At 60.2% G+C, this 18,680-nt stretch carries 16 protein-coding genes; 2 read left to right on the top strand and 14 right to left on the bottom strand.

All coding sequences use genetic code 11. From position 1 onward, the window contains the following. Window positions 1-3: 3 nt before the first annotated feature. Window positions 4-882, bottom strand: coding sequence for an amino acid ABC transporter permease (locus ACMXYJ_RS18955; RefSeq protein ID WP_415756410.1), 879 nt, complete (start codon window positions 880-882; stop codon window positions 4-6). Window positions 883-1,047: 165 nt separating this feature from the next. Next, entirely contained in the window at window positions 1,048-2,475 is a 1,428-nt protein-coding gene (gene argH, locus ACMXYJ_RS18950; protein ID WP_415756409.1) for an argininosuccinate lyase, read from the bottom strand. Window positions 2,476-2,782: 307 nt separating this feature from the next. On the opposite strand from argH, the gene ACMXYJ_RS18945 reads away from it, so the two are divergent. Beyond that, on the top strand, window positions 2,783-3,748 hold the full coding sequence (locus ACMXYJ_RS18945) for a LysR family transcriptional regulator (RefSeq protein ID WP_415756408.1): 966 nt from the start codon (window positions 2,783-2,785) through the stop codon (window positions 3,746-3,748). Here ACMXYJ_RS18945 and ACMXYJ_RS18940 read toward each other — a convergent pair. The 10 genes from ACMXYJ_RS18940 to arnB are packed head-to-tail and all read right to left on the bottom strand — an operon-like array spanning window position 3,699 to window position 14,707. Continuing rightward, a complete protein-coding gene (locus tag ACMXYJ_RS18940; protein ID WP_415756407.1) occupies window positions 3,699-4,259 on the bottom strand; it encodes a GNAT family N-acetyltransferase in 561 nt (186 codons plus the stop codon). The genes ACMXYJ_RS18945 and ACMXYJ_RS18940 overlap by 50 nt on opposite strands. A 40-nt stretch (window positions 4,260-4,299) precedes the next feature. After that, a complete protein-coding gene (locus ACMXYJ_RS18935) occupies window positions 4,300-5,889 on the bottom strand; it encodes an ArnT family glycosyltransferase (protein WP_415756406.1) in 1,590 nt (529 codons plus the stop codon). Window positions 5,890-5,894: 5 nt separating this feature from the next. Then, window positions 5,895-7,274, bottom strand: coding sequence for a UDP-glucose dehydrogenase family protein (locus ACMXYJ_RS18930; protein ID WP_415756405.1), 1,380 nt, complete (start codon window positions 7,272-7,274; stop codon window positions 5,895-5,897). Continuing rightward, entirely contained in the window at window positions 7,271-7,672 is a 402-nt protein-coding gene (gene arnF, locus ACMXYJ_RS18925; protein WP_415756404.1) for a 4-amino-4-deoxy-L-arabinose-phosphoundecaprenol flippase subunit ArnF, read from the bottom strand. The genes ACMXYJ_RS18930 and arnF overlap by 4 nt, the downstream gene beginning before the upstream one ends. Then, window positions 7,669-8,013 carry a 4-amino-4-deoxy-L-arabinose-phosphoundecaprenol flippase subunit ArnE gene (arnE, locus tag ACMXYJ_RS18920; protein WP_415756403.1) on the bottom strand — a complete coding sequence of 115 codons (345 nt, stop codon included), beginning with the start codon at window positions 8,011-8,013 and terminating at the stop codon, window positions 7,669-7,671. Before arnE ends, arnF begins: the two co-directional genes overlap by 4 nt. Continuing rightward, window positions 8,010-9,659, bottom strand: a complete 1,650-nt coding sequence (gene arnT, locus ACMXYJ_RS18915; RefSeq protein WP_415756402.1) for a lipid IV(A) 4-amino-4-deoxy-L-arabinosyltransferase — start codon at window positions 9,657-9,659, stop codon at window positions 8,010-8,012. Before arnT ends, arnE begins: the two co-directional genes overlap by 4 nt. Beyond that, window positions 9,656-10,540 (bottom strand): 4-deoxy-4-formamido-L-arabinose-phosphoundecaprenol deformylase, encoded by an 885-nt coding sequence (gene arnD, locus ACMXYJ_RS18910; protein ID WP_415760761.1) that lies wholly within the window; start codon window positions 10,538-10,540, stop codon window positions 9,656-9,658. Before arnD ends, arnT begins: the two co-directional genes overlap by 4 nt. Beyond that, complete coding sequence (arnA, locus tag ACMXYJ_RS18905; RefSeq protein WP_415756401.1) at window positions 10,540-12,546, bottom strand: bifunctional UDP-4-amino-4-deoxy-L-arabinose formyltransferase/UDP-glucuronic acid oxidase ArnA; 2,007 nt, start codon at window positions 12,544-12,546, stop codon at window positions 10,540-10,542. Before arnA ends, arnD begins: the two co-directional genes overlap by 1 nt. Then, window positions 12,543-13,562: an undecaprenyl-phosphate 4-deoxy-4-formamido-L-arabinose transferase gene (gene arnC, locus ACMXYJ_RS18900; RefSeq protein ID WP_415756400.1), complete on the bottom strand. Its 1,020-nt coding sequence runs from the start codon at window positions 13,560-13,562 to the stop codon at window positions 12,543-12,545. Before arnC ends, arnA begins: the two co-directional genes overlap by 4 nt. Next, a complete protein-coding gene (arnB, locus tag ACMXYJ_RS18895) occupies window positions 13,559-14,707 on the bottom strand; it encodes a UDP-4-amino-4-deoxy-L-arabinose aminotransferase (protein WP_415756399.1) in 1,149 nt (382 codons plus the stop codon). Before arnB ends, arnC begins: the two co-directional genes overlap by 4 nt. 354 nt (window positions 14,708-15,061) lie before the next feature. On the opposite strand from arnB, the gene ACMXYJ_RS18890 reads away from it, so the two are divergent. Then, complete coding sequence (locus tag ACMXYJ_RS18890) at window positions 15,062-16,000, top strand: site-specific integrase (protein WP_371918015.1); 939 nt, start codon at window positions 15,062-15,064, stop codon at window positions 15,998-16,000. Between the two features lie 11 nt (window positions 16,001-16,011). Here ACMXYJ_RS18890 and ACMXYJ_RS18885 read toward each other — a convergent pair whose 3' ends face one another. Together ACMXYJ_RS18885 and ACMXYJ_RS18880 are read right to left on the bottom strand one after the other, a co-directional pair. Next, a complete protein-coding gene (locus tag ACMXYJ_RS18885) occupies window positions 16,012-17,082 on the bottom strand; it encodes an ABC transporter ATP-binding protein (RefSeq protein WP_415756398.1) in 1,071 nt (356 codons plus the stop codon). Beyond that, a complete protein-coding gene (locus ACMXYJ_RS18880) occupies window positions 17,079-18,677 on the bottom strand; it encodes an ABC transporter permease (protein ID WP_415756397.1) in 1,599 nt (532 codons plus the stop codon). Before ACMXYJ_RS18880 ends, ACMXYJ_RS18885 begins: the two co-directional genes overlap by 4 nt. Window positions 18,678-18,680: the final 3 nt, after the last annotated feature.

The raw sequence follows: 18,680 nt of genomic DNA, 5'->3' as shown, positions 1-18,680 counted from the left end.
TCCTCAAGAACGTTTGCCGGCGCCGCGAGCGAAACGACGCTCCAGACGGCTTTGACCGAAAGACAGGACGGTGACGGTGGCCAGGTACCAGATACCGGCGACGATCAGCAGCTCCATGACCCGGGCATTGGCGTAGTAGATGTTCTGGGCGTTGTAGAGCAGTTCCGAGTACTGGATGACGCTCGCCAGGGAAGTCATTTTCACCATGCCGATGAACTCGTTACCGACCGGCGGAATGATGACCCGCATGGCTTGCGGCAGGATGATCCGGCGCAGCGCTTGCAGGCGCGGCATGCCGATCGACTTGGCGGCTTCGTACTGGCCGGTGTCCACCGACAGCAGGCCGGCACGCACCACTTCGGCGGTGTAGGCGCCCTGGTTGATGCTCAAGCCGAGCAGGGCGGCCACGAACGGCGTCATCAGGCTCACGGTGTCCACTTCGAACAGGCCGGGGATGCCGATGGTGGGGAAGATCAGCGCCAGGTTGAACCACAACAGCAGTTGCAGGATCAGTGGCGTACCGCGAAACAGCCAGGTGTACGTCACCGCCACGTAGCGCAGGATCGGGTTGGCCGACATGCGCATGATCGCGGTGATCACCCCGAAGACAATGCCCAGCGCCATGGCCAGCACCGCCATGACGATGGTGTTGAGCAAACCCCACATGATCGCCTGGGAAGTGAGGAACTGGCCGATGTAAGACCACTCGATCTTGCCTTCGGCGAAGGCTCGCACCAGCCCGAGAATCGCAATGACGATGACGGTGGCGAAGAAAATCCGCCCGTAGTAACGCCGTGGCACATGGTGGTACTGGGTGATATCGAACTGGTTTTCCGCCAGTTTGCGCTCCGACTGGAGTCGTTCTGCCTGAGTCTGGCTCATGTTGTTTCTCCGTACACTTGGTAGTTCAGACCAATCACAATCCCTGTGGGAGCGAGCTTGCTCGCGATGGCGGCGTTACATTCAATATCAATGTTGACTGACCCACCGCTATCGCGAGCAAGTCGAATCGTCGCACCGCCGCTCCCACAGGTTTTGTGTTCTGCTTCAGAGGCGGAAGCCCTGGTAGTTCTCGGTCCATTCGTGCTGCGCGGCGAGGGCGGTTTTCAAGCGACCGATCTGCTCGCGCACCTGTTGCGGCGCGGTGCCGCCCCAGCCACTGCGGGCGGCGATGGCGGCTTCGAGGGTCAGGCTCTCGCGCACTTCAGCAGTCAGGCGCGGATCGATCTCGGCCAACAATGCCGGGGACGCTTCCCACAATTCGATGTCGTGTTTCTCGCAGGCCTGGACCAGCGCGCCGGTGATTTCGTGAGCTTCCTTGAACGGCACACCGCGCATGGCCAACCAGTCGGCGACTTCGGTGGCGAGGGTGAAACCCAGTGGCGCCTGACGACGCAACTCTTCGACGTTGACCTTCATGGTCGCGACCATCCCGGCCATGGCGGGCAGCACCAGCAACAGGGTGTCGACACTGTCGAGCACGCCGTTTTTGTCTTCGCTCAAGTCGCGGTTGTACGACAGCGGCAGGGATTTGAGGGTGGAGAGCAGGCCGGTCAGGTTGCCAATCAGGCGACCCGCCTTGCCGCGTGCCAGTTCAGCAATGTCCGGGTTTTTCTTCTGCGGCATGATCGAGCTGCCGGTGGCGTAGGCATCGTCCAGGGCGACCCAGCGAAATTGCCGCGACGACCACAGGCAGAACTCTTCAGCGAGGCGGGAAATGTTGATCCCGAGCATGCTGGCAATGAACAGGAACTCGGCAACGTGATCGCGGCTGGCCACGGCATCGATGGAGTTTTCACACACGCCGCTGTAACCCATTTCCTTGGCTGACTGCTGCGGCAGGCGAGCGATGGCAGAACCGGCCATGGCCGCTGCACCGAGTGGCGACAGCGAAGTTCGATTGTCCCAGTCCACCAGGCGTTGTACGTCACGCAACATCGATTGCGCATGGGCCAATAAGTGGTGAGCGAAGACGATTGGCTGGGCCTGCTGCAGGTGAGTGAAACCCGGGCAGATGCTTTCGATGTGTTGTTCGGCCTGATCCACCAGCGCCTGTTGCAAGGCAAGCACTTCAACGGCCAGGGTGCGGACGTGATCACGCAGGAACAGGCGCAGGTCGTTGGCGGTCTGGTCGTTGCGCGAACGACCAGCACGAAGCTTGCCGCCCAGCGCGCCGAGGCGTTCGGTCAGCAGGCGCTCGATGAAGGTGTGGACGTCTTCGTCGTCCAGGGTCGGTGCGATGCTGCCGGCGCGGAAGTCATCACCGATGCGCTCGAGAGCGTCGAGCATGGTTTGGGTTTCTTGTTCGCTCAACAGCCCGGCGCGCTGCAATTCACGGGCATGCGCCTTGGAACCGGCGAGGTCATAAGGGGTGAGGCGAAAGTAGCGCTCGGGGCAGCGGGACAAGGCCGCCAGGGCTTCGGACGGGCCGCTTTTGAAGCGAGCACCCCAGAGACGGTCGGTGGTTTGAGACATTGTTGTTTTCCTCGTCGGTAAAGCGAACTGAAATCGGCGTGCCGGGCCTGAAACACTCGCCACAAATCAATTGGGCGTGGTTTGGCCTAAACATTATTCAAGGGCAGGGGAAAAGCGCAGTTGCATCGTTGCGAGAGCTGATCGAAGTGTCAGCTTTTAATAGTTCGAAATCAGTGAGTTGGCACTGATGGGCGGTATTTATTAGCGGTTGCCAAGCCTGGTTTTCTGTGGTCATTATTATTTACCAGCACTGTTTTTGTTGTTGGACACAGGTTGTTGAATAGGGCGCCAGAGGTAAATAGGCATTATGGAAACCCCACTTTCCAATTCCGGAAACCCACCGCTGAAAACGAGCCATCGGGCACCGCTGACCCTCAGCGGTCTGGATTTCAAACTGCTCAAAGTGTTCAAGGCCGTGGTCGAGGCCGGCGGCTTCAGTGCCGCCCAGAACGAGCTGAATGTAGGGCTGGCAGCCATCAGCAAACAGATCTCCGATCTGGAAATTCGCATCGGCATGCGCCTGTGCACCCGAGGTCGCGAGGGTTTTCACCTGACCGAAGAGGGCCGCCTGGTGTATCAGGCGTCCATTGATTTATTTGCCTCGGTCGATAACTTTCGTGATCGGCTTAGTTCAGCGCAAAACGAACTGATCGGTGACCTTGGTGTGGGGGTTATTGATAATACGATTTCCGATGTTAATTCGCCGTTAGTTGCTGCGCTTAGAAGGATCAATGAAGAGTCGCCCAAAGTAAGGTTTCAACTTCAGGCGTCGCAACTGGATGAAGTGGAAAGAGGCGTCGTAGAGGGGCGATTAGTGGCAGGGATTGTCCCGGTTTATCAGAAGCGCGAAGAGTTTGATTACTACGCACTCTATGAAGAACGCTCGGAGGTTTACTGCGCGGTTGGTCATCCGCTGTTCTCGGTACCGGAGGCGGAAATTGGCAGCAATGTGCTCAAGGATTACGAGTGCATCAACCACCGCTACGCGATCCATCGCGACAAACTGAATTTTGCCCACTACGACAGCTTTTCCGCCTCGGCCACCCAGGTCGAAGCGGTGGCATTGTTGATCAAGACCGGGCGTTTCGTGGGTTTTCTTCCCCAGCATTACGCCAGGCCACTGGTGGCGCAGGGACAATTTCGCGCGGTGCGCCCGGACCTGATCAACATCGTCACGCCGTTCAATCTCATCCTTCGCCACAACACCGTGCGCAGTCCGCTGGTCAAGGCGTTTGCCCAGGCGTTGGGGGTTGATTTGAAGGCGCCGCTCTAAGGTGCAAACGCATCGCACAACGCCGTACACCGGGTAAGCCGTGGGCGACTTCGTCGTTTAATACAGTGGCTAATCGCGGACCCAATTGTGCAGGGCTCAATGTTTCAAAGCCCAGGCGCTGATAAAACGGTTCATTCCACGGCAAGTCGCGGAACGTGGTCAGCGTCAGACCATAGAGTGCTCGATCCCGGGCATGCTCAACCGCGGTTAACAGTAACTTGCGACCCGCGCCCCGGCCCTGGAAGTGTTGTTTGACGGACAGTTCCTGAATATGCAATTCGTTGTCGACTTCAACAGCGCTGAGAAATCCCATAAGTACGCCATCGGCCGATTGCGCAACCCAAACCTGCTCCGTCTCGATTGCCCGTTGATGTTGTTCGGCATCGGTCACCTGCGCATCGGCAAGCCAGGCCAGCGAAGGGTCGCAGCGAAACAGTTCAGCCGCCGAACGCTCGATGGCGGGGAGGGTAACAGCGTCGGCAAGTTGGGCACGGCGAATAGTGAAATTCATGCGGGCGACTGTAGCAGCTGTCGAGCTTGCGAGGCTGCTGCTACAAGGGATTGAGGTGCAGCAGGACGAAATCGTTTTTGTCGAAGCGCCCGCTCAATACGGGCGACAACGCACCCAACGGCGTGCCCTGCAGGGCGCGGTAGTCGCTTTCATCCATCATCAGCCAATTCGGCCCCTGAAGGCTTTCCAATTCTTGGGTCGATTCGGTGAATACCGGCTGAAAGTCCTGATCGATATTGACCATGAATTTGATCGCCTTGGCGTCTTTACCCATGGCGTGCAGCACCAGAGGCGCCGGGTCTTTCTGGACAAGTGCGAATGCCGCGCGGCTGAAGGTCCGGGTATCGTAGAGTCGGCGCTCGACCGGTTCGAATACCAGAATGTACACCGACCACAACGCCAACACCGCGCAACAGGCCAACGTCAGCGCCCGCCATCGGGGTCTGAAAAGCACCGCTAGCGCAATGACTTGCAGCACGCCAAGAATGATCAAAATTGCAGTCAGCGCCGGCATTTGCTCGGAAAAACGTCGGTGAGCGACCATCAATCCAACAACCAATAGAGCCGGGATCAACAACCACACCCCTTGCATCAAACCCCGCAACCACTCGAATACCCGACCTTGCGCCACCTGAAACGGATACGCCGCAATGATCGCCGCCATGGGCAACATCGGTAGCAGGTAACGGGCCTTTTTTGCCTGTGGGATCGAGAGTCCGACCATCACGATCAAGGCGGCCGCCGTGCAGTACTGCAACAGGCGCAACGCGGGACCGGCCTGCCGCGGAGTTGTCAGCCAGACGGCGGCCAGTACCAGCAACGCCAACGGATACGCGAGCGCATAGTTGCCCAGCGAACGGGTGAAGTAGTACAGCGAACCGCTGACGCCTTCGCTGCCGTCCAGGCGCCCCAGGACCTGCATGCGCACCACGTCGTGCATGAACTCCGGGCCGCCGATGGTTTGCGCCAGCCACAGCAGCACGCCAACGCACACGGCCAGCAGTACCGACGCCATCAGGCCAAAACCAAAAAAATGCTGCCATTGTCGATTGAGCAAGAAATAGCTGCATAGCATGCCCGTGGGAATCACCAACCCGATCGGCCCGCGAATCCCGAAACCCAGTAGCAACAAGGCAAAGATCAGCCACCACCGGCGCTTTGCTGCGAAATAGTCGGCGGCATAGCCCAGGTAGAACACCGCAAATGCCACCGCCGCGAGCATCAAATCCTGGGACACGGCACGGGTTTCGGTGACAAAGGTATTGGTCAGCAGCATCAGGGCGATGCTCAGCAAGGCCCAGCGCTGGGAGTAGGGCGCCAGCAATCGGTACATCAATGTGACGATCACCGCTGCGGCAATGGCGGTCGGCAACCAGGCAGTCAAACTGTTGACCTGCCCGAACGGCAGCGACAGCAGCCAGATGAACAGCGTCGTCAGCGCAGAATAATCCGCATACGGCTGGCCATAGGTGGTCGGAAAAAATGTTGGCCCATGGCGCAGCATTTCCTGAGCGAACAGCACAAAGCGCGAATCGAAGCCGATCACCGCCTGCTGATACACACCGGCGCTGAACAACAACAGCGCCGCCAGTCCTGGCCCCAAGGACTGGCGGCGGATTACGGGTGACATCGCACTCAAGCGACGACCGACGCAGCGGGCCACTGCTGATGCGGAATCGGCAAGTTGCGCGATTCACCACGACCCATCGGGAAGTACATGAAGCCAGCGCGGGCCAGACGATCGGCGTCGTACAGGTTACGTCCGTCGAAGATCACCGGTGCGTTGAGCCGCTGCTGGATCAGGCTGAAATCCGGGGCCTTGAACTGCTGCCATTCGGTGCAGATGATCAAGGCGTCAGCACCGGACAATACCGACTCCGGTGTGCCCATCAGCATCAACCTCGATTCATCGGGATACAGCTGCTGGGTTTCCTGCATGGCTTCCGGGTCGAACGCGCGGACATTGGCACCGGCGGCCCACAGCGATTCCAGCAGCACCCGGCTCGGAGCATCGCGCATGTCGTCGGTGTTCGGTTTGAACGCCAGGCCCCACACGGCGAAAGTCCTGCCGCGCAAATCGCCTTTGTAGAACGCGTTGATGCGCTCGAACAGCTTGTGCTTCTGACGCTGGTTGATCGCTTCCACCGCTTGCAGCAAATCGCTGGAGCAATGCGCCTCTTCGGCGCTGTGGATCAGCGCGCGCATGTCCTTGGGAAAGCACGAGCCGCCATAACCGCAGCCGGGGTAGATGAAGTGGTAACCAATGCGCGAATCGGCGCCGATGCCCAGGCGCACCGATTCGATGTCGGCGCCAAGGTGTTCGGCCAGTTCGGCGATCTGGTTGATGAAGCTGATCTTGGTCGCCAGCATGCAGTTGGCGGCGTATTTGGTCAGCTCGGCGCTGCGCAGGTCCATGAACATGATCCGGTCATGGTTGCGGTTGAAGGGCGCGTAGAGGTCGCGCATCACGTCACGCACCTCATCGCGTTCGCAGCCGATGACGATCCGGTCCGGGCGCCGGCAATCGGCCACGGCAGAGCCTTCTTTCAAAAACTCCGGGTTGGAGACGATATCGAATTTCAGCAAGCGGCCGACCTTGATCAGGCACTTGTCGATATGCGCGCGCAAGGTGTCACCCGTGCCCACCGGCACCGTGGATTTCTCCACCAGAATCACCGGTTGTTCACGGTGACGCGCCACGGCTTCGCCCACCGACAACACATAACGCAGATCCGCCGAACCATCATCCCGCGATGGCGTACCGACGGCGATAAACAACACCTGGCCATGCTGCACCGCAAACTTCTCGTCAGTGGTGAATTGTAGCCGGTTGGCTTCCAGGCTTTCGCGCACCAGGCTGGCCAGCCCAGGTTCGAAAATACTCACGTGGCCTTGTTGCAGCAGTTCAACTTTCTTCTCGTCAATGTCCATGCAGACCACGTCGTGACCGACTTCAGCCAGGACGGCCGCTTGCACCAGGCCAACGTAACCGCTACCAAATACACTGATTTTCATGGGGCACTCCTGAGTTCGGACGCGAGAGCAGGGCGAGAGTTGATGGTGATGACGCCGAGGATGACCAGGGCCACCCCGAGACTTTTTGAAAGGCTGAACGCTTCGTTGAACAGCGGCAGGCTGGCGGCCAGCAGGTACACCAGCGCGTAGCTGATACTCAGCAGCGAATAGGCCCGGCCCAGCGGCAAATCCCGCAAGGCGGCGAGCCAGCAAAGCATCGACAGGGCGTAGGCCAGGATCGCCGCCAGTACCACGGCGACGGCAGTTAGATCGACGCTGGCGGTAAACCAGTGTTCAGGTGGCGGCAGGCGGCTCATGCTCCAGCGCATGCCCAGTTGTGCGGCACTGACCAGCAGCACGCTGCCCAGCGCGAAGATGATTCCGCGACGCAGGTTCATGTGTGTTGCCCCAACAGCACCACGCCACCGATCACCAGCACCACACCCAACCAGTGGCGACGGTCGATGGTTTCGTGGAAAACGAAGCGGGCGACCAGGGTGATCAGCACGAAATTGAGGCTCAGCATCGGGTAGGCGATGCCGACTTCGAGGCGCTGCAACACCAGCAGCCACACCAGCAAGCCCGATCCCAACGCGGCGAGCGCCAGCCATAACCACGGCGAGCGCAGTTTCTCGGTCCAGCCCGACGCCTTGTCACGCCAGCTTTCCACGGCGTACTTCTGGGCGATCTGGCCCAGGCAGGTCAGCAGGCAGGCGGCCAAGAGCAGTAACAGGCTCATGACGCCTCCTGAGGAAAAATCAGAATCACAATGTTGCCTTGTTCATAGCGCTTGCCATCCTTGGGCAGCCGTTCGATTTCGCGCAATTCGTCGTCACCCTTCACGCGCATGACCACGCCGACCGAACCGCTCTGGCGGGCGTTGCGCATCCACGCTTGAACCTGGTTCGGGTGGACTTGCTGCTGTGCGCCGTCAGGATAGGCGAGGCCATATTTCAATTCGCCTATCGTGTTGTACAACGCCACGTCCGGGCGTTTCAGACGCCAGGCCAACGCGCCGGCGGCGCCGAGGTCGTTGCTCAGCAACTGGTCGGTCTGGCCGAGTTCCTGGGCATGCTCGAGGATGAATTGGTCGGGCATCTTGTTGGCGACCACCGACTCGGGCAGCCCGGCCGGCAACAGGCCGATCAACAGCAGACTGCCGAAGGCCGGCGCCGCCCAGCATTGCAAAGGTCTGAAGGCTTGCAGCAGGTTGGCCATGATCCAGCCGATCAGACCGATGAACACCAGCACCAGGTTGTGCAGTTCATGGTTGTAGAGCGGTTTTTTCAGTTGCAGATAGACCAGGGCCAGGAGGGTTGTCAGGCCCAGCACCAGGTTCAGCAGGCCATTGATGCCCAGCGCCCGGCCGTGCTCCAGCTTTAAACGGTCCACCAGCGCATGGCCCAGCAGCAAAGCCAACGGCAGCAGGCACGGCAGGATGTAGCTCGGCAATTTGCCGTTGCTGAGGCTGAAAAACAGCAGCGGCATCAACAGCCACAGCAGCAGGAAAGCGATATTCGCCTGGCGACGTGTTTGCCACGCCTGGCGCAACGCCGCTGGCAACAACGCCACCCACGGCAGACTGAACGCCACCAGCAGCGGCAGATAAAACCACCACGGCGCGTCGTGTTGCGCATCGTCCCCGGCAAAACGACGGATGTGTTCGTGCCAGAAGAAGAATCGCCAGTAATCCGGCTCCTGCGCATGCACCGCCAAGACCCAGGGCAGGCTGACGGCGATGGCCACGACAATCGCCAGCGGTCCGTAGATCTGCAGTTCACGCCAGCGTTTTTGCCAGATCATCCAGGGCAGGGCGATCAGGACTGGCAGCAGCCAGGCGAGGAAACCCTTGGTCATGAACCCCATGCCGCAGGCCAGTCCGAGCACCGCCCAGCCGATGACCCGTTGGCTACGGCCGACGCTGTCCAGCGCAAACCACAAAGCGACCAGACTCAGGTTCACCCAGAAGGTGAATTGCGGATCGAGATTGGCGTAGCCCGCGGCGCCAGCGATGACGATGAGACTCATGTACAGCAGCGCGCAGGCATAACTCTTGCGTGGATCGTTCCACATCCGGCGAGCGATGAGGTAACACAACAACACACTCAGCCCGGTACTCAGGGCGGAGGCAAACCGCACGCCGAACAGGTTCTGGCCAAACAGTGCCTGGCTGGCGGCAATCATCCAGTAGCCGGCCGCAGGTTTTTCGAAATAACGCAAACTCATGAAATGCGGCGACACCCAGTTGCCGCTCAGGAGCATGTCCTGGCTGATCTGGGCGTAGCGGGTTTCGTCGGGAATCCATAAGCCATGGCTGCCCAGCGGCAACAGATACGCCAGAGCGAAGATGGCCAGCAACAACGGTAATACCCAGCGCTTGCTCATACGCCTTGCACTCCCAACCAGCCTTCGCGTCCTTCGAGGGTGCCGCGCAGCACCCGGCCAGCCGGCAAGGTGTCGGGCGCCTCGGGCAGCAGATCGCCCAAGGGTTGAAAACGGATGTTTCGCTGGCGCGCATCGGCCAGCAGTTGACGAAAATCGTTGGCCATCAGAATCCCTTCTACTTCGGCATGGATCGTGTAGACGTTGAGTTTTTCGGGGCTGAAGCGATCAAGAATGAAGGCGTTGAAGTCCTCGGCCGCCACGTTGGGGCCGACCACCTCATCGAACGTCGGCAGGTCCACCGGAATCTGCGGCGCACCCAAATCACCATCGGCCAATCGCGGTCGGAACAGGCTCTGGCCCCGGCAATCGCTGTTGTAGCGAAAGCTGAATGCTTGCTTGGCCTCGATTACGCGTTCGTCCGCCCGCCAACCGGCGGAGGCCGAACACCAGATGTGTTGCCCAAGGATGTCGCTGAGCTCATCCACGCCTTGACGAATCTGCTCCACCAACTGCGCGTCGCTCCAACGCCCGGCATTGGCCTGCCAGCCGTGATGATCCCAGGCGTGCAGGCCGACTTCATGCCCGGCTGCCACGGTTTGACGCATCAAATGCCCAAGATCACGGCCGATCGGTTTGCCGGGCCACGCGGTGCCGGCCAGCAAGATGTCCCAGCCGTACAGGCCTGCCGCGTTGGAACGGAGCATTTTCCAGAGAAATTGCGGGCGGATCAGGCGCCACAGATGACGCCCCATGTTGTCCGGCCCGACACTGAAGAAAAACGTCGCCTTGACCTGCGCTTCATCGAGGATTTCCAGCAACCGCGGCACCCCCTCACGGGTGCCTCGATACGTATCGACATCAATCCGCAGACCTGCCTGCATCAGCATGATTCTTCTGTAGAGTGCTCCGCGATTTCGAGCATGGCCTCGCGCAAGAAGAAATCCAGCGTATTGCCGATGGTTTCACTCATCTGCACGGTCGGCGTCCAGTCCAGCAGGCGCTTGGCATTGGCGATGCTCGGTTTGCGATGGGACACGTCCTGATAACCGGTGCCGTAGAACGCTTTGCTTTCGACATCGCGGAACCCGGCGAACGGCGGAAAGTTGTCGCGTAACGGGTGCGCTTCGAACTGACGCAACAGCTCTTCACCCAACTGACGGATGCTGGCTTCGTTGTCCGGGTTGCCGATGTTGATGATTTGGCCGTTGCAGGCATCGTTGTCGTTGTCGATGATCCGCGCCAGGGCTTCCACGCCGTCGGCAATGTCGGTGAAACAGCGTTTTTGCTCACCGCCATCGAACAGGCGAATCGGTGTACCTTCCACCAGGTTGAGGATCAACTGGGTGATCGCTCGGGAACTGCCGATTCGCGCCGAGTCCAGGCGGTCGAGGCGAGGGCCCATCCAGTTGAAGGGACGGAACAGCGTGAAGTTCAGGCCTTTCTGGCCGTAAGCCCAGATCACCCGGTCGAGCAGTTGCTTGGAGATCGAGTAGATCCAGCGTTGCTTGTTGATCGGCCCGACGATGAGGTTGGAGGTGTCTTCGTCGAAGTTCTGGTCCTGGCACATGCCATACACTTCGGAAGTCGACGGGAAGATCACCCGTTTGTTGTATTTGACGCAGTAGCGAACCAGTTTCAGGTTCTCTTCAAAGTCCAGCTCGAACACCCGCAGCGGATTGCGGGTGTACTCGATCGGCGTGGCGATCGCCACCAGTGGCAGGATCACGTCGCACTTCTTGATGTGGTATTCGATCCACTCGGAGTGGATGCTGATGTCGCCTTCGACGAAGTGGAAGTTCGGGTGGCTGCGCAGGCGCTCGATGGCGTCCGAGCCGATGTCCAGGCCATACACTTCGTACTTGTCGTCGCGCAGCAGGCGCTCGGACAGGTGATTGCCGATGAAGCCATTGACGCCGAGGATCAGCACGCGCGTGCGACGCGGGGCGCGACCGGACTCGGCGCCACGCAGCACGGAACCGTCCACCAGACCCAGTTCGCTGGCCAGTTGCGGACCACTGAGGTACAGGCCGTTGTCGTTGCGCTGGCCGGCAGCGATCACCAGGGAATCTTCGCCGCAGGCAATTCGCAGTGGGTCGACGCTGATGACTCGACCAGGCGCTTGACCGTCGTTGCCTTTGGCGACTTCTGCGCTCCAGACAATCAGCTTGTGCTCGCCCACGGCGCAGAACGCGCCCGGGTAAGGCTGGGTGACGGCGCGAACCAGATTGAACAGTTCTTCCGCCGATTTGTTCCAGAGCAGTTTGCCGTCGGCCGGGGTTCGACGGCCAAACACTGTGGCTTGGGATTCGTCCTGCGGGGTTTCGCTGACTTTGCCCTGAAGCAACGCCGGTAGCGTGTCGCGCAGCAGGTCGGTGGCGGCCACGCGCAATTTACCGTGCAGGCTCAGCGCCGTGTCGCTGCGCTCAATCGCAACCGTTTTCTGGGCGAGGATTGCGCCGGCATCGGCCCGTTTGACCATGCGGTGCAGGGTCACGCCGGTTTCGCTTTCGCCGTTGACCAGCACCCAGTTGGCCGGCGCGCGCCCTCGGTAGCGTGGCAGCAACGAACCGTGCAGGTTGAAGGCGCCTTTGCTGGCTGTGGCCAACAGCGGCTCGCTCAACAGGTTGCGGTAGTAGAACGAGAACAGGTAATCCGGGTTGAGCTTGCTGATGCGCTCGATCCACAACGGGTGGTTGGCATCTTCCGGGGCGTGCACCGGGATGCCCTTGCGTGCGCACAGTTGCGCAACGGAGCCGTAGAACGCGTTTTCCTTGGGATCATCAGGATGAGTAAACACCGCGGCAATATCAAAGCCCGAGTTGAGCAGGGATTCGATGCCGGCACAGCCAATATCGTGATAGGCGAAGACAACAGCTTTTGCACTCATGAGTGAACCTGATCTGAAGAAATGGAGGTGAGACCGTCAACGGTGACAACGGGAGCCGGGGCAGCAGGTTGGCTACGCAGGACCTTTTCGATAAAGAACCGGGGGCGGGCGCGAACGTCGCCGTACATGCGTCCCAGGTACTCGCCCAACAGGCCCATGCCGATGAATTGGCCACCGGTGAAGATGAACAACACGGCGAACAGCACGAATGTCCCGTCGCCGGCCCAATGGGCACCGAAGGCCAGGCGCAGCACGATCAGCGTAATGGCAAACAGCACGCCGAGGGCCGCCATGCCGAAGCCGACGATGCTCAGCAAACGCAGGGGTGTGGTGGTCATGCAGGTGATCAGGTCGAACATCAGGTTGACCAGGCGCATGGGGCTGTACTTCGATTCCCCGTGTTCGCGCTCGGCGTGGGGCACGAGAATTTCTGTGGTGTGTCGGGCGAAACTGTTGGCGAGGATCGGGATGAAGGTGCTGCGTTCGCGGCAGGCGAGCATGGCGTCGACGATGGTTCGCCGGTAAGCGCGGAGCATGCAGCCGTAGTCGCTCATGGCGACGCCGGTGGAGCGTTGCACCGCCAGATTGATCAGCTTCGAGGGCCAGCGGCGCAGCGCCGAGTCCTGACGATTGCTGCGCACGGTGGCGACCACGTCATAACCCAGCTCGGCCTGAGCCACTAACCGCGGAATCTCCTCGGGAGGGTTTTGCAGGTCGGCGTCGAGGGTGATGACCACATCGCCTTTACACTGCTCGAAACCGGCCATGATTGCCGCGTGCTGGCCGTAGTTGCGGTTGAGAATGACCGCCACCACCGGGCTGCACTCGCGATGGGCGGCGGCTTCGAGGATCTGCGCCGAGTCATCGCGGCTGCCGTCATCCACCAACACAATCTCGTAGTCATGGTGCAATTGCTGACACGCCGCTTCGGTGCGCCGGAGCAACTCGGGCAGGCTGTCTTGCTCGTTGTAGACCGGGATGACGATCGACACGCAACGGATCGGGTAAGGTTTCACAGGCTTGAGTCCATAACGTTTTCGATGGCACCGACCACACGATCGACGTCATCGAGGGTCATGTCGGGGAACAACGGAATCGAGCACAGCCGTGCCGAGTTCCATTCGGTGTTGGGCAGGTAAATGTTGGGAAACCGCTGGCGGTAGTAGGTGTGCAGGTGAGTGGCAATGAAGTGAATGCCGGTGCCGATGTTCTGCGCTTGCAGGGCCTTCATGAACGCTTCACGGTCCAGCCCGCAGCGCTCGGTGTCGATCCGCAGGATGAACAGGTGCCAGGCGTGCTGCTGCGGGTACGCCGGAATCGCCAACGGCTGCACCTTTGATCCTTCGAGGCGCTGGAGGTAGACGCGGGCCAGTTCGGTACGCTTGGCATTGATCTGATCCAGGCGCTCCAGCTGCACCAGGGCGATGGCGGCATTGATGTCCGCCAGGTTGTATTTGAAGCCCGGCTCCATCACTTGCGCCTGAGGTTTACGGCCGTGAGTCATGCGGTCGTAAGCGTCGACGCCCAAGCCATGAAACTTGAGCATGCGCACACGACTGGCCAGGGCTTCATCGTCACTGACGAACATGGCGCCCTCGGCGCAGGTCATGTTCTTGATCGCGTGGAACGAGAAAATCGCCGTGCCTTTCGCGCCGACATGACGACCTTTGTAGAAGGTGCCTGCGGCGTGAGCGGCATCTTCGATGACCGGGATGCCGTGTTTGTCGGCCAATGCATAAAGCGGATCGAGATCGAAGGCGGCACCGGCGTAATGCACCGGAATAATGGCTCGGGTGCGCGGCGTGATCGCGGCTTCGATGCTGGCCAGGTCACTCATCAGCGTGTCGCGATCAACGTCGACGAACACCGGTGTCGCGCCCAACAGGCAGATCATGTTGGCTGTGGACACCCAGGTCTGCGACGGCGTGATGACTTCGTCGCCCGGACCGATTCCCAATGCCAGTAACGTGATGTGCATTCCGCCAGTGGCCGAGGACAGTGCCACGGCATGACGACATCCAACGTAGTTGGCGAATTGCTCTTCCAGTTCCTGATTTTTTGGCCCGGTAGTGATCCAGCCCGAGCGCAATACTTGCTCTACGGCGGCAATTTCTTCATCGCCGATACTGGGACGGGAGAAGGGGAGAAAAGCCTGAGTCATGGATAACCTCGGGGCGTAAGCCGTCGTTCAGCGTAAATGCCGAAAGAAACGTGTTTTCAATGATTTAGTTAACTGCCAGGCACACGCTGTATTTGACTTTTACAGCCGTGGCCGGCAGGTTGGGAGCCCATCGAGGCTCACCGGATTGATGAAAGGTTATGCCTGATTTTGTCAAAGGAACATGAAAACCCGGTCGGCGAATCGTTTATCTGAAAGTCATACAGCCACTGTTCAGACTTCTGCCGTTCATCGAGTTTTTTAGTAGAAAGTCCTGCAGAAGTGTCCCGCTTTATATGAAGAATGTTTCAATCCTTAGTTGTTTAATGAACTGTTTCCACATTAAGGCCGTTTCGTTTGATTGACTTACCCGCTACCGACTCAATCCCTTCAAAGACCAACCCGCTGACCCTGTACCTGGCACGTCTGGCGCCCTCCAGCCAGCTGACCATGCGTTATGTGTTGCAGGACGCCGCTGACCGGCTGGGCTTCGAAGACATGAACGTCGAGGAGATTCCCTGGCATAACCTGCAACCTGAAGATGTCATCGCGCTGGTGGCCACCTTGCGCACCGACGGCTACGCGCCGAACACCTCTTCGCTGTACGTCAACGCGGTGCGCGGGGTGATGAACGAAGCGTGGCGCATGAGCCTGATCAGTCAGGAACACTTGCTGAAAATGCGCTCGGTCAAGGGGATTGCCGGCACGCGTTTGTCCCAGGGGCGCAACCTCAGGCGCACGCTGATCCAGGAGTTGATGGCGGTCTGCGCCGCCGATCCACGGCCACAAGGGTTGAGGGATGCGGCGATCATCGGGATTTTGTATGGCTCGGGCATGCGCAAATCGGAATCGGTGAACCTGGACCTGAACCAGGTCGATTTCGCCGAGCGCAGCCTTCGTGTGACCGCCAAGGGCAACAAGCAATTGATCAAGTACGCACCGGCCTGGGCGTTCGCCAAGCTCAATGACTGGCTGGAGCTGCGGCGCTCGCTACTGAAGGAGGGTGAAGTGGACGATTCGTTCCTGTTCAACCGCATCCGCCGCGGCAGTCACATCACCCGCGAGCGCATCACCAAGCATGCGATCTATTACATCGCCCGACAGCGGGGCGCGCAGGTCGGGGTGAAAATCATGCCGCATGACTTTCGACGTTCGTTCATTACCCGAGTGATTGAGGAATATGACTTGTCGATCGCCCAGAAACTCGCCCATCACAGCAACATCCAGACCACGGCCAACTACGACGTGCGCGATGACAACGAACGGCGTCGGGCCGTGGACCGGTTCGATCTTTGAGGGACGGGGGTTCAGGATTCGCTCAGTACGTGGGCATGGCCGATCGTTGAGACGTGAACCGCACTGCCGGCGGGTGGCGCATACAGGCCCGAACTGCGCACCATTAATGATCGACCCGGCTGTTGCCCTGAAACCAACGACTCCAGTTCCACCGTCAACGTGCAGGTATTGCCGCTGAAATCCCGCTCGGTCACGACGGCGCGACACCCGGCAGCCTGGGTCGGGCTGGGCTGGATGCTGACGAGTTGCAGTTGTTCGGGACGCAGCATGATCTGCGCCGATTTGTTGTTCCGGTGGTTGTTCACCGGTATCCGACCGAGTTCGCAATGGGCCCAGCCGGCTTCGATTCTGGCGGGCAAGACCACGGCATCCCCCAGAAACAGCGCGGTTTGTTCATCCTCGGGGTAGCGGTAAAGGTCCAGCGGATGGCCTGATTGCACCAGCCGGCCATCACGCATCACCGCCAGCTGATCGGCAAACGACAACGCTTCACTCTGGTCATGGGTGACCAGAATGGTGGTCACGCCAGCGTCGGTCAGTAGCCGTGCGACCATTTTGCGCATGGCGCCCCGAAGTCCGGTGTCGAGGGCCGAAAACGGCTCGTCCAGCAACATCAAGCGCGGCTGTTGCGCCAATGCCCGCGCCAGCGCCACGCGCTGTTGCTGGCCGCCGGACAGTTCATGGGGCCAACGGTTGGCCATGTTCGCATCCAGCGCCACGCTGTCCATCAACTCTGCGACGCGCTCCTGTTTTGCACCGCCCTTGATCGAAAGCCCGAAACCGATGTTAGCGGCCACGGTCATGTGTGGGAACAGGGCGCCGTCCTGGGGAACATAACCAATCAAACGCTGATGCGCCGGGACTTCGTGGGTGTTGTCGACGAGCGTTTGACCATTGAGTGATAGACGTCCCGTGTCCGGGAATTCGAAGCCCGCAATCATCCGCAACAGCGTGGTTTTTCCTGAGCCGGACGGGCCGACGATGACCGTTCGGCTGCCTGTTGGCACCGACAGGTTGATGCTCTCCAGCGCTTGATGGGCGCCGTAGGACTTGGAAATGGAATGAAGTTCAAGAGCGTTCATCGGCCAGCCGTTCGTTTGGATTGGTGATAAAGAAGCCCGGTCAGGGGAAGCGACAGCAAAATCATCAGCAAGGCATAGGGCGCAGCCGCGGCGTAATCGATTTCGCTGGTCATGGCCCAGAATCCGGTGGCCAGGGTGCGCGTGCCGTTGGGGGCGAGCAGCAGGGTGGCGGTCAACTCGTTGGTGATCGCCAGAAACACCAGCGCGGCGCCAGCGGCAGCGCCGGGCGCGGCCAGACGCAGGGTGATCAGCCACAATGCCCGGGCAGGGGAGCGGCCGAGGCTGCGGGCCATGTTTTCCAGCTCGACCGGGGCTTGGGCGATACCGGCGCGCAAGCTCACCAGGGCGCGGGGCAAAAACATCAGCAGATACGCCAGCAACACCGTGATAGTCGTCTGGTAAATCGGCCGGGCGAAATGGATGGTGATGGTCACCAATGCCAGGGCCACGACGATCCCGGGCAACGAACTGGTGATGTAGTTGCAGCTTTCCAGTACACGTTGCAACCGGCCCGGAGAGCGAATCGACAGCCAGGCAATCGGGATGGCGGCGCAGGTGGTGAGGGCGGCACCCGCAACACCGAACAGCAGCGTCTGTTCCAGCGCCGGCAGAAGCTCGTCCATCTGCCAGACCTGCGTACCGCCGGCGATCAGCCAGTTACCCAAAGTCACCAGTGGCACGCCCAGCGCCAGCGCGCAGGTCGCGATCTGCACGGTCAGCGCGAGGAATGTGGTTGCGGGTTTCAGGCGCACCACCCGCTGTTCACGAGCGCTTCCCGACCCGACCCGGGCATAACGCGCCGTGCCGCGAGCGGCCGATTCTGCGGTCAGCATCACCAGGCAACACAGGGCGAGCACGCTGGCCAGCATGTGGGCGGCGGGGCCGTTGAAGGTGGATTTGAACTGATCGAAGATGGCCGTGGTGAAGGTGTCGAAGCGGATCATCGCGTACAAGCCATATTCAGCCAGCAGGTGCAGGCCCACCAGCAACGCGCCGCCGCAGATGGCCAGGCGCAGTTGCGGCAACACCACGCGGAAAAATATCGCCCAGGGTTTTAGCCCCAGCGATTCGGCAACGTCTTCGATGGCCGGATCAAGCCTGCGCAGGGTCGCAGCAATCGGCAGGTACAGGAACGGGAAGTAGGCGATGACCGAGACCAGAACCCCGGCAAACAGCCCGTGAATCGGCGGGACCAGACTGACCCACGCATAGCTGTGCACGAACGCCGGCACCGCCAGCGGAGCGGTCGCCAACAACGACCACCAGCGCCGCCCCGGCAGGTTGGTGCGTTCTGTCAGCCAGGCCAGAGACAGGCCTAACGTGACGCACAACGGAATCGTGATCACCACCAGTAAAACGGTGTTGATCAATAATTCAGCGACCCGTGGCCGGAACACCAGTGGCACAAGGGTCGCCCAGCCTGTCTGAAACGATACGCCGATGACGAAGGCAATCGGCAGCAGTGACAACAGCGAAACCAGCACCGACAAACTGATCACCCACGCGCCACCACGCCCCGCGAAGAGGCCGCGGGATCGTCGTCGCAAATTCGCGGGTATCGTCTCGGCGACACCCGCTGGCAAGGTTTCGGGCATCAC

The organism is Pseudomonas arabinosi, assembly GCF_047758675.1.
Lineage (GTDB): Bacteria > Pseudomonadota > Gammaproteobacteria > Pseudomonadales > Pseudomonadaceae > Aquipseudomonas > Aquipseudomonas arabinosi.
The sequence above is the reverse complement of the archived record's forward strand: the minus strand, read 5'-3'. Positions and strand labels throughout refer to the sequence as shown.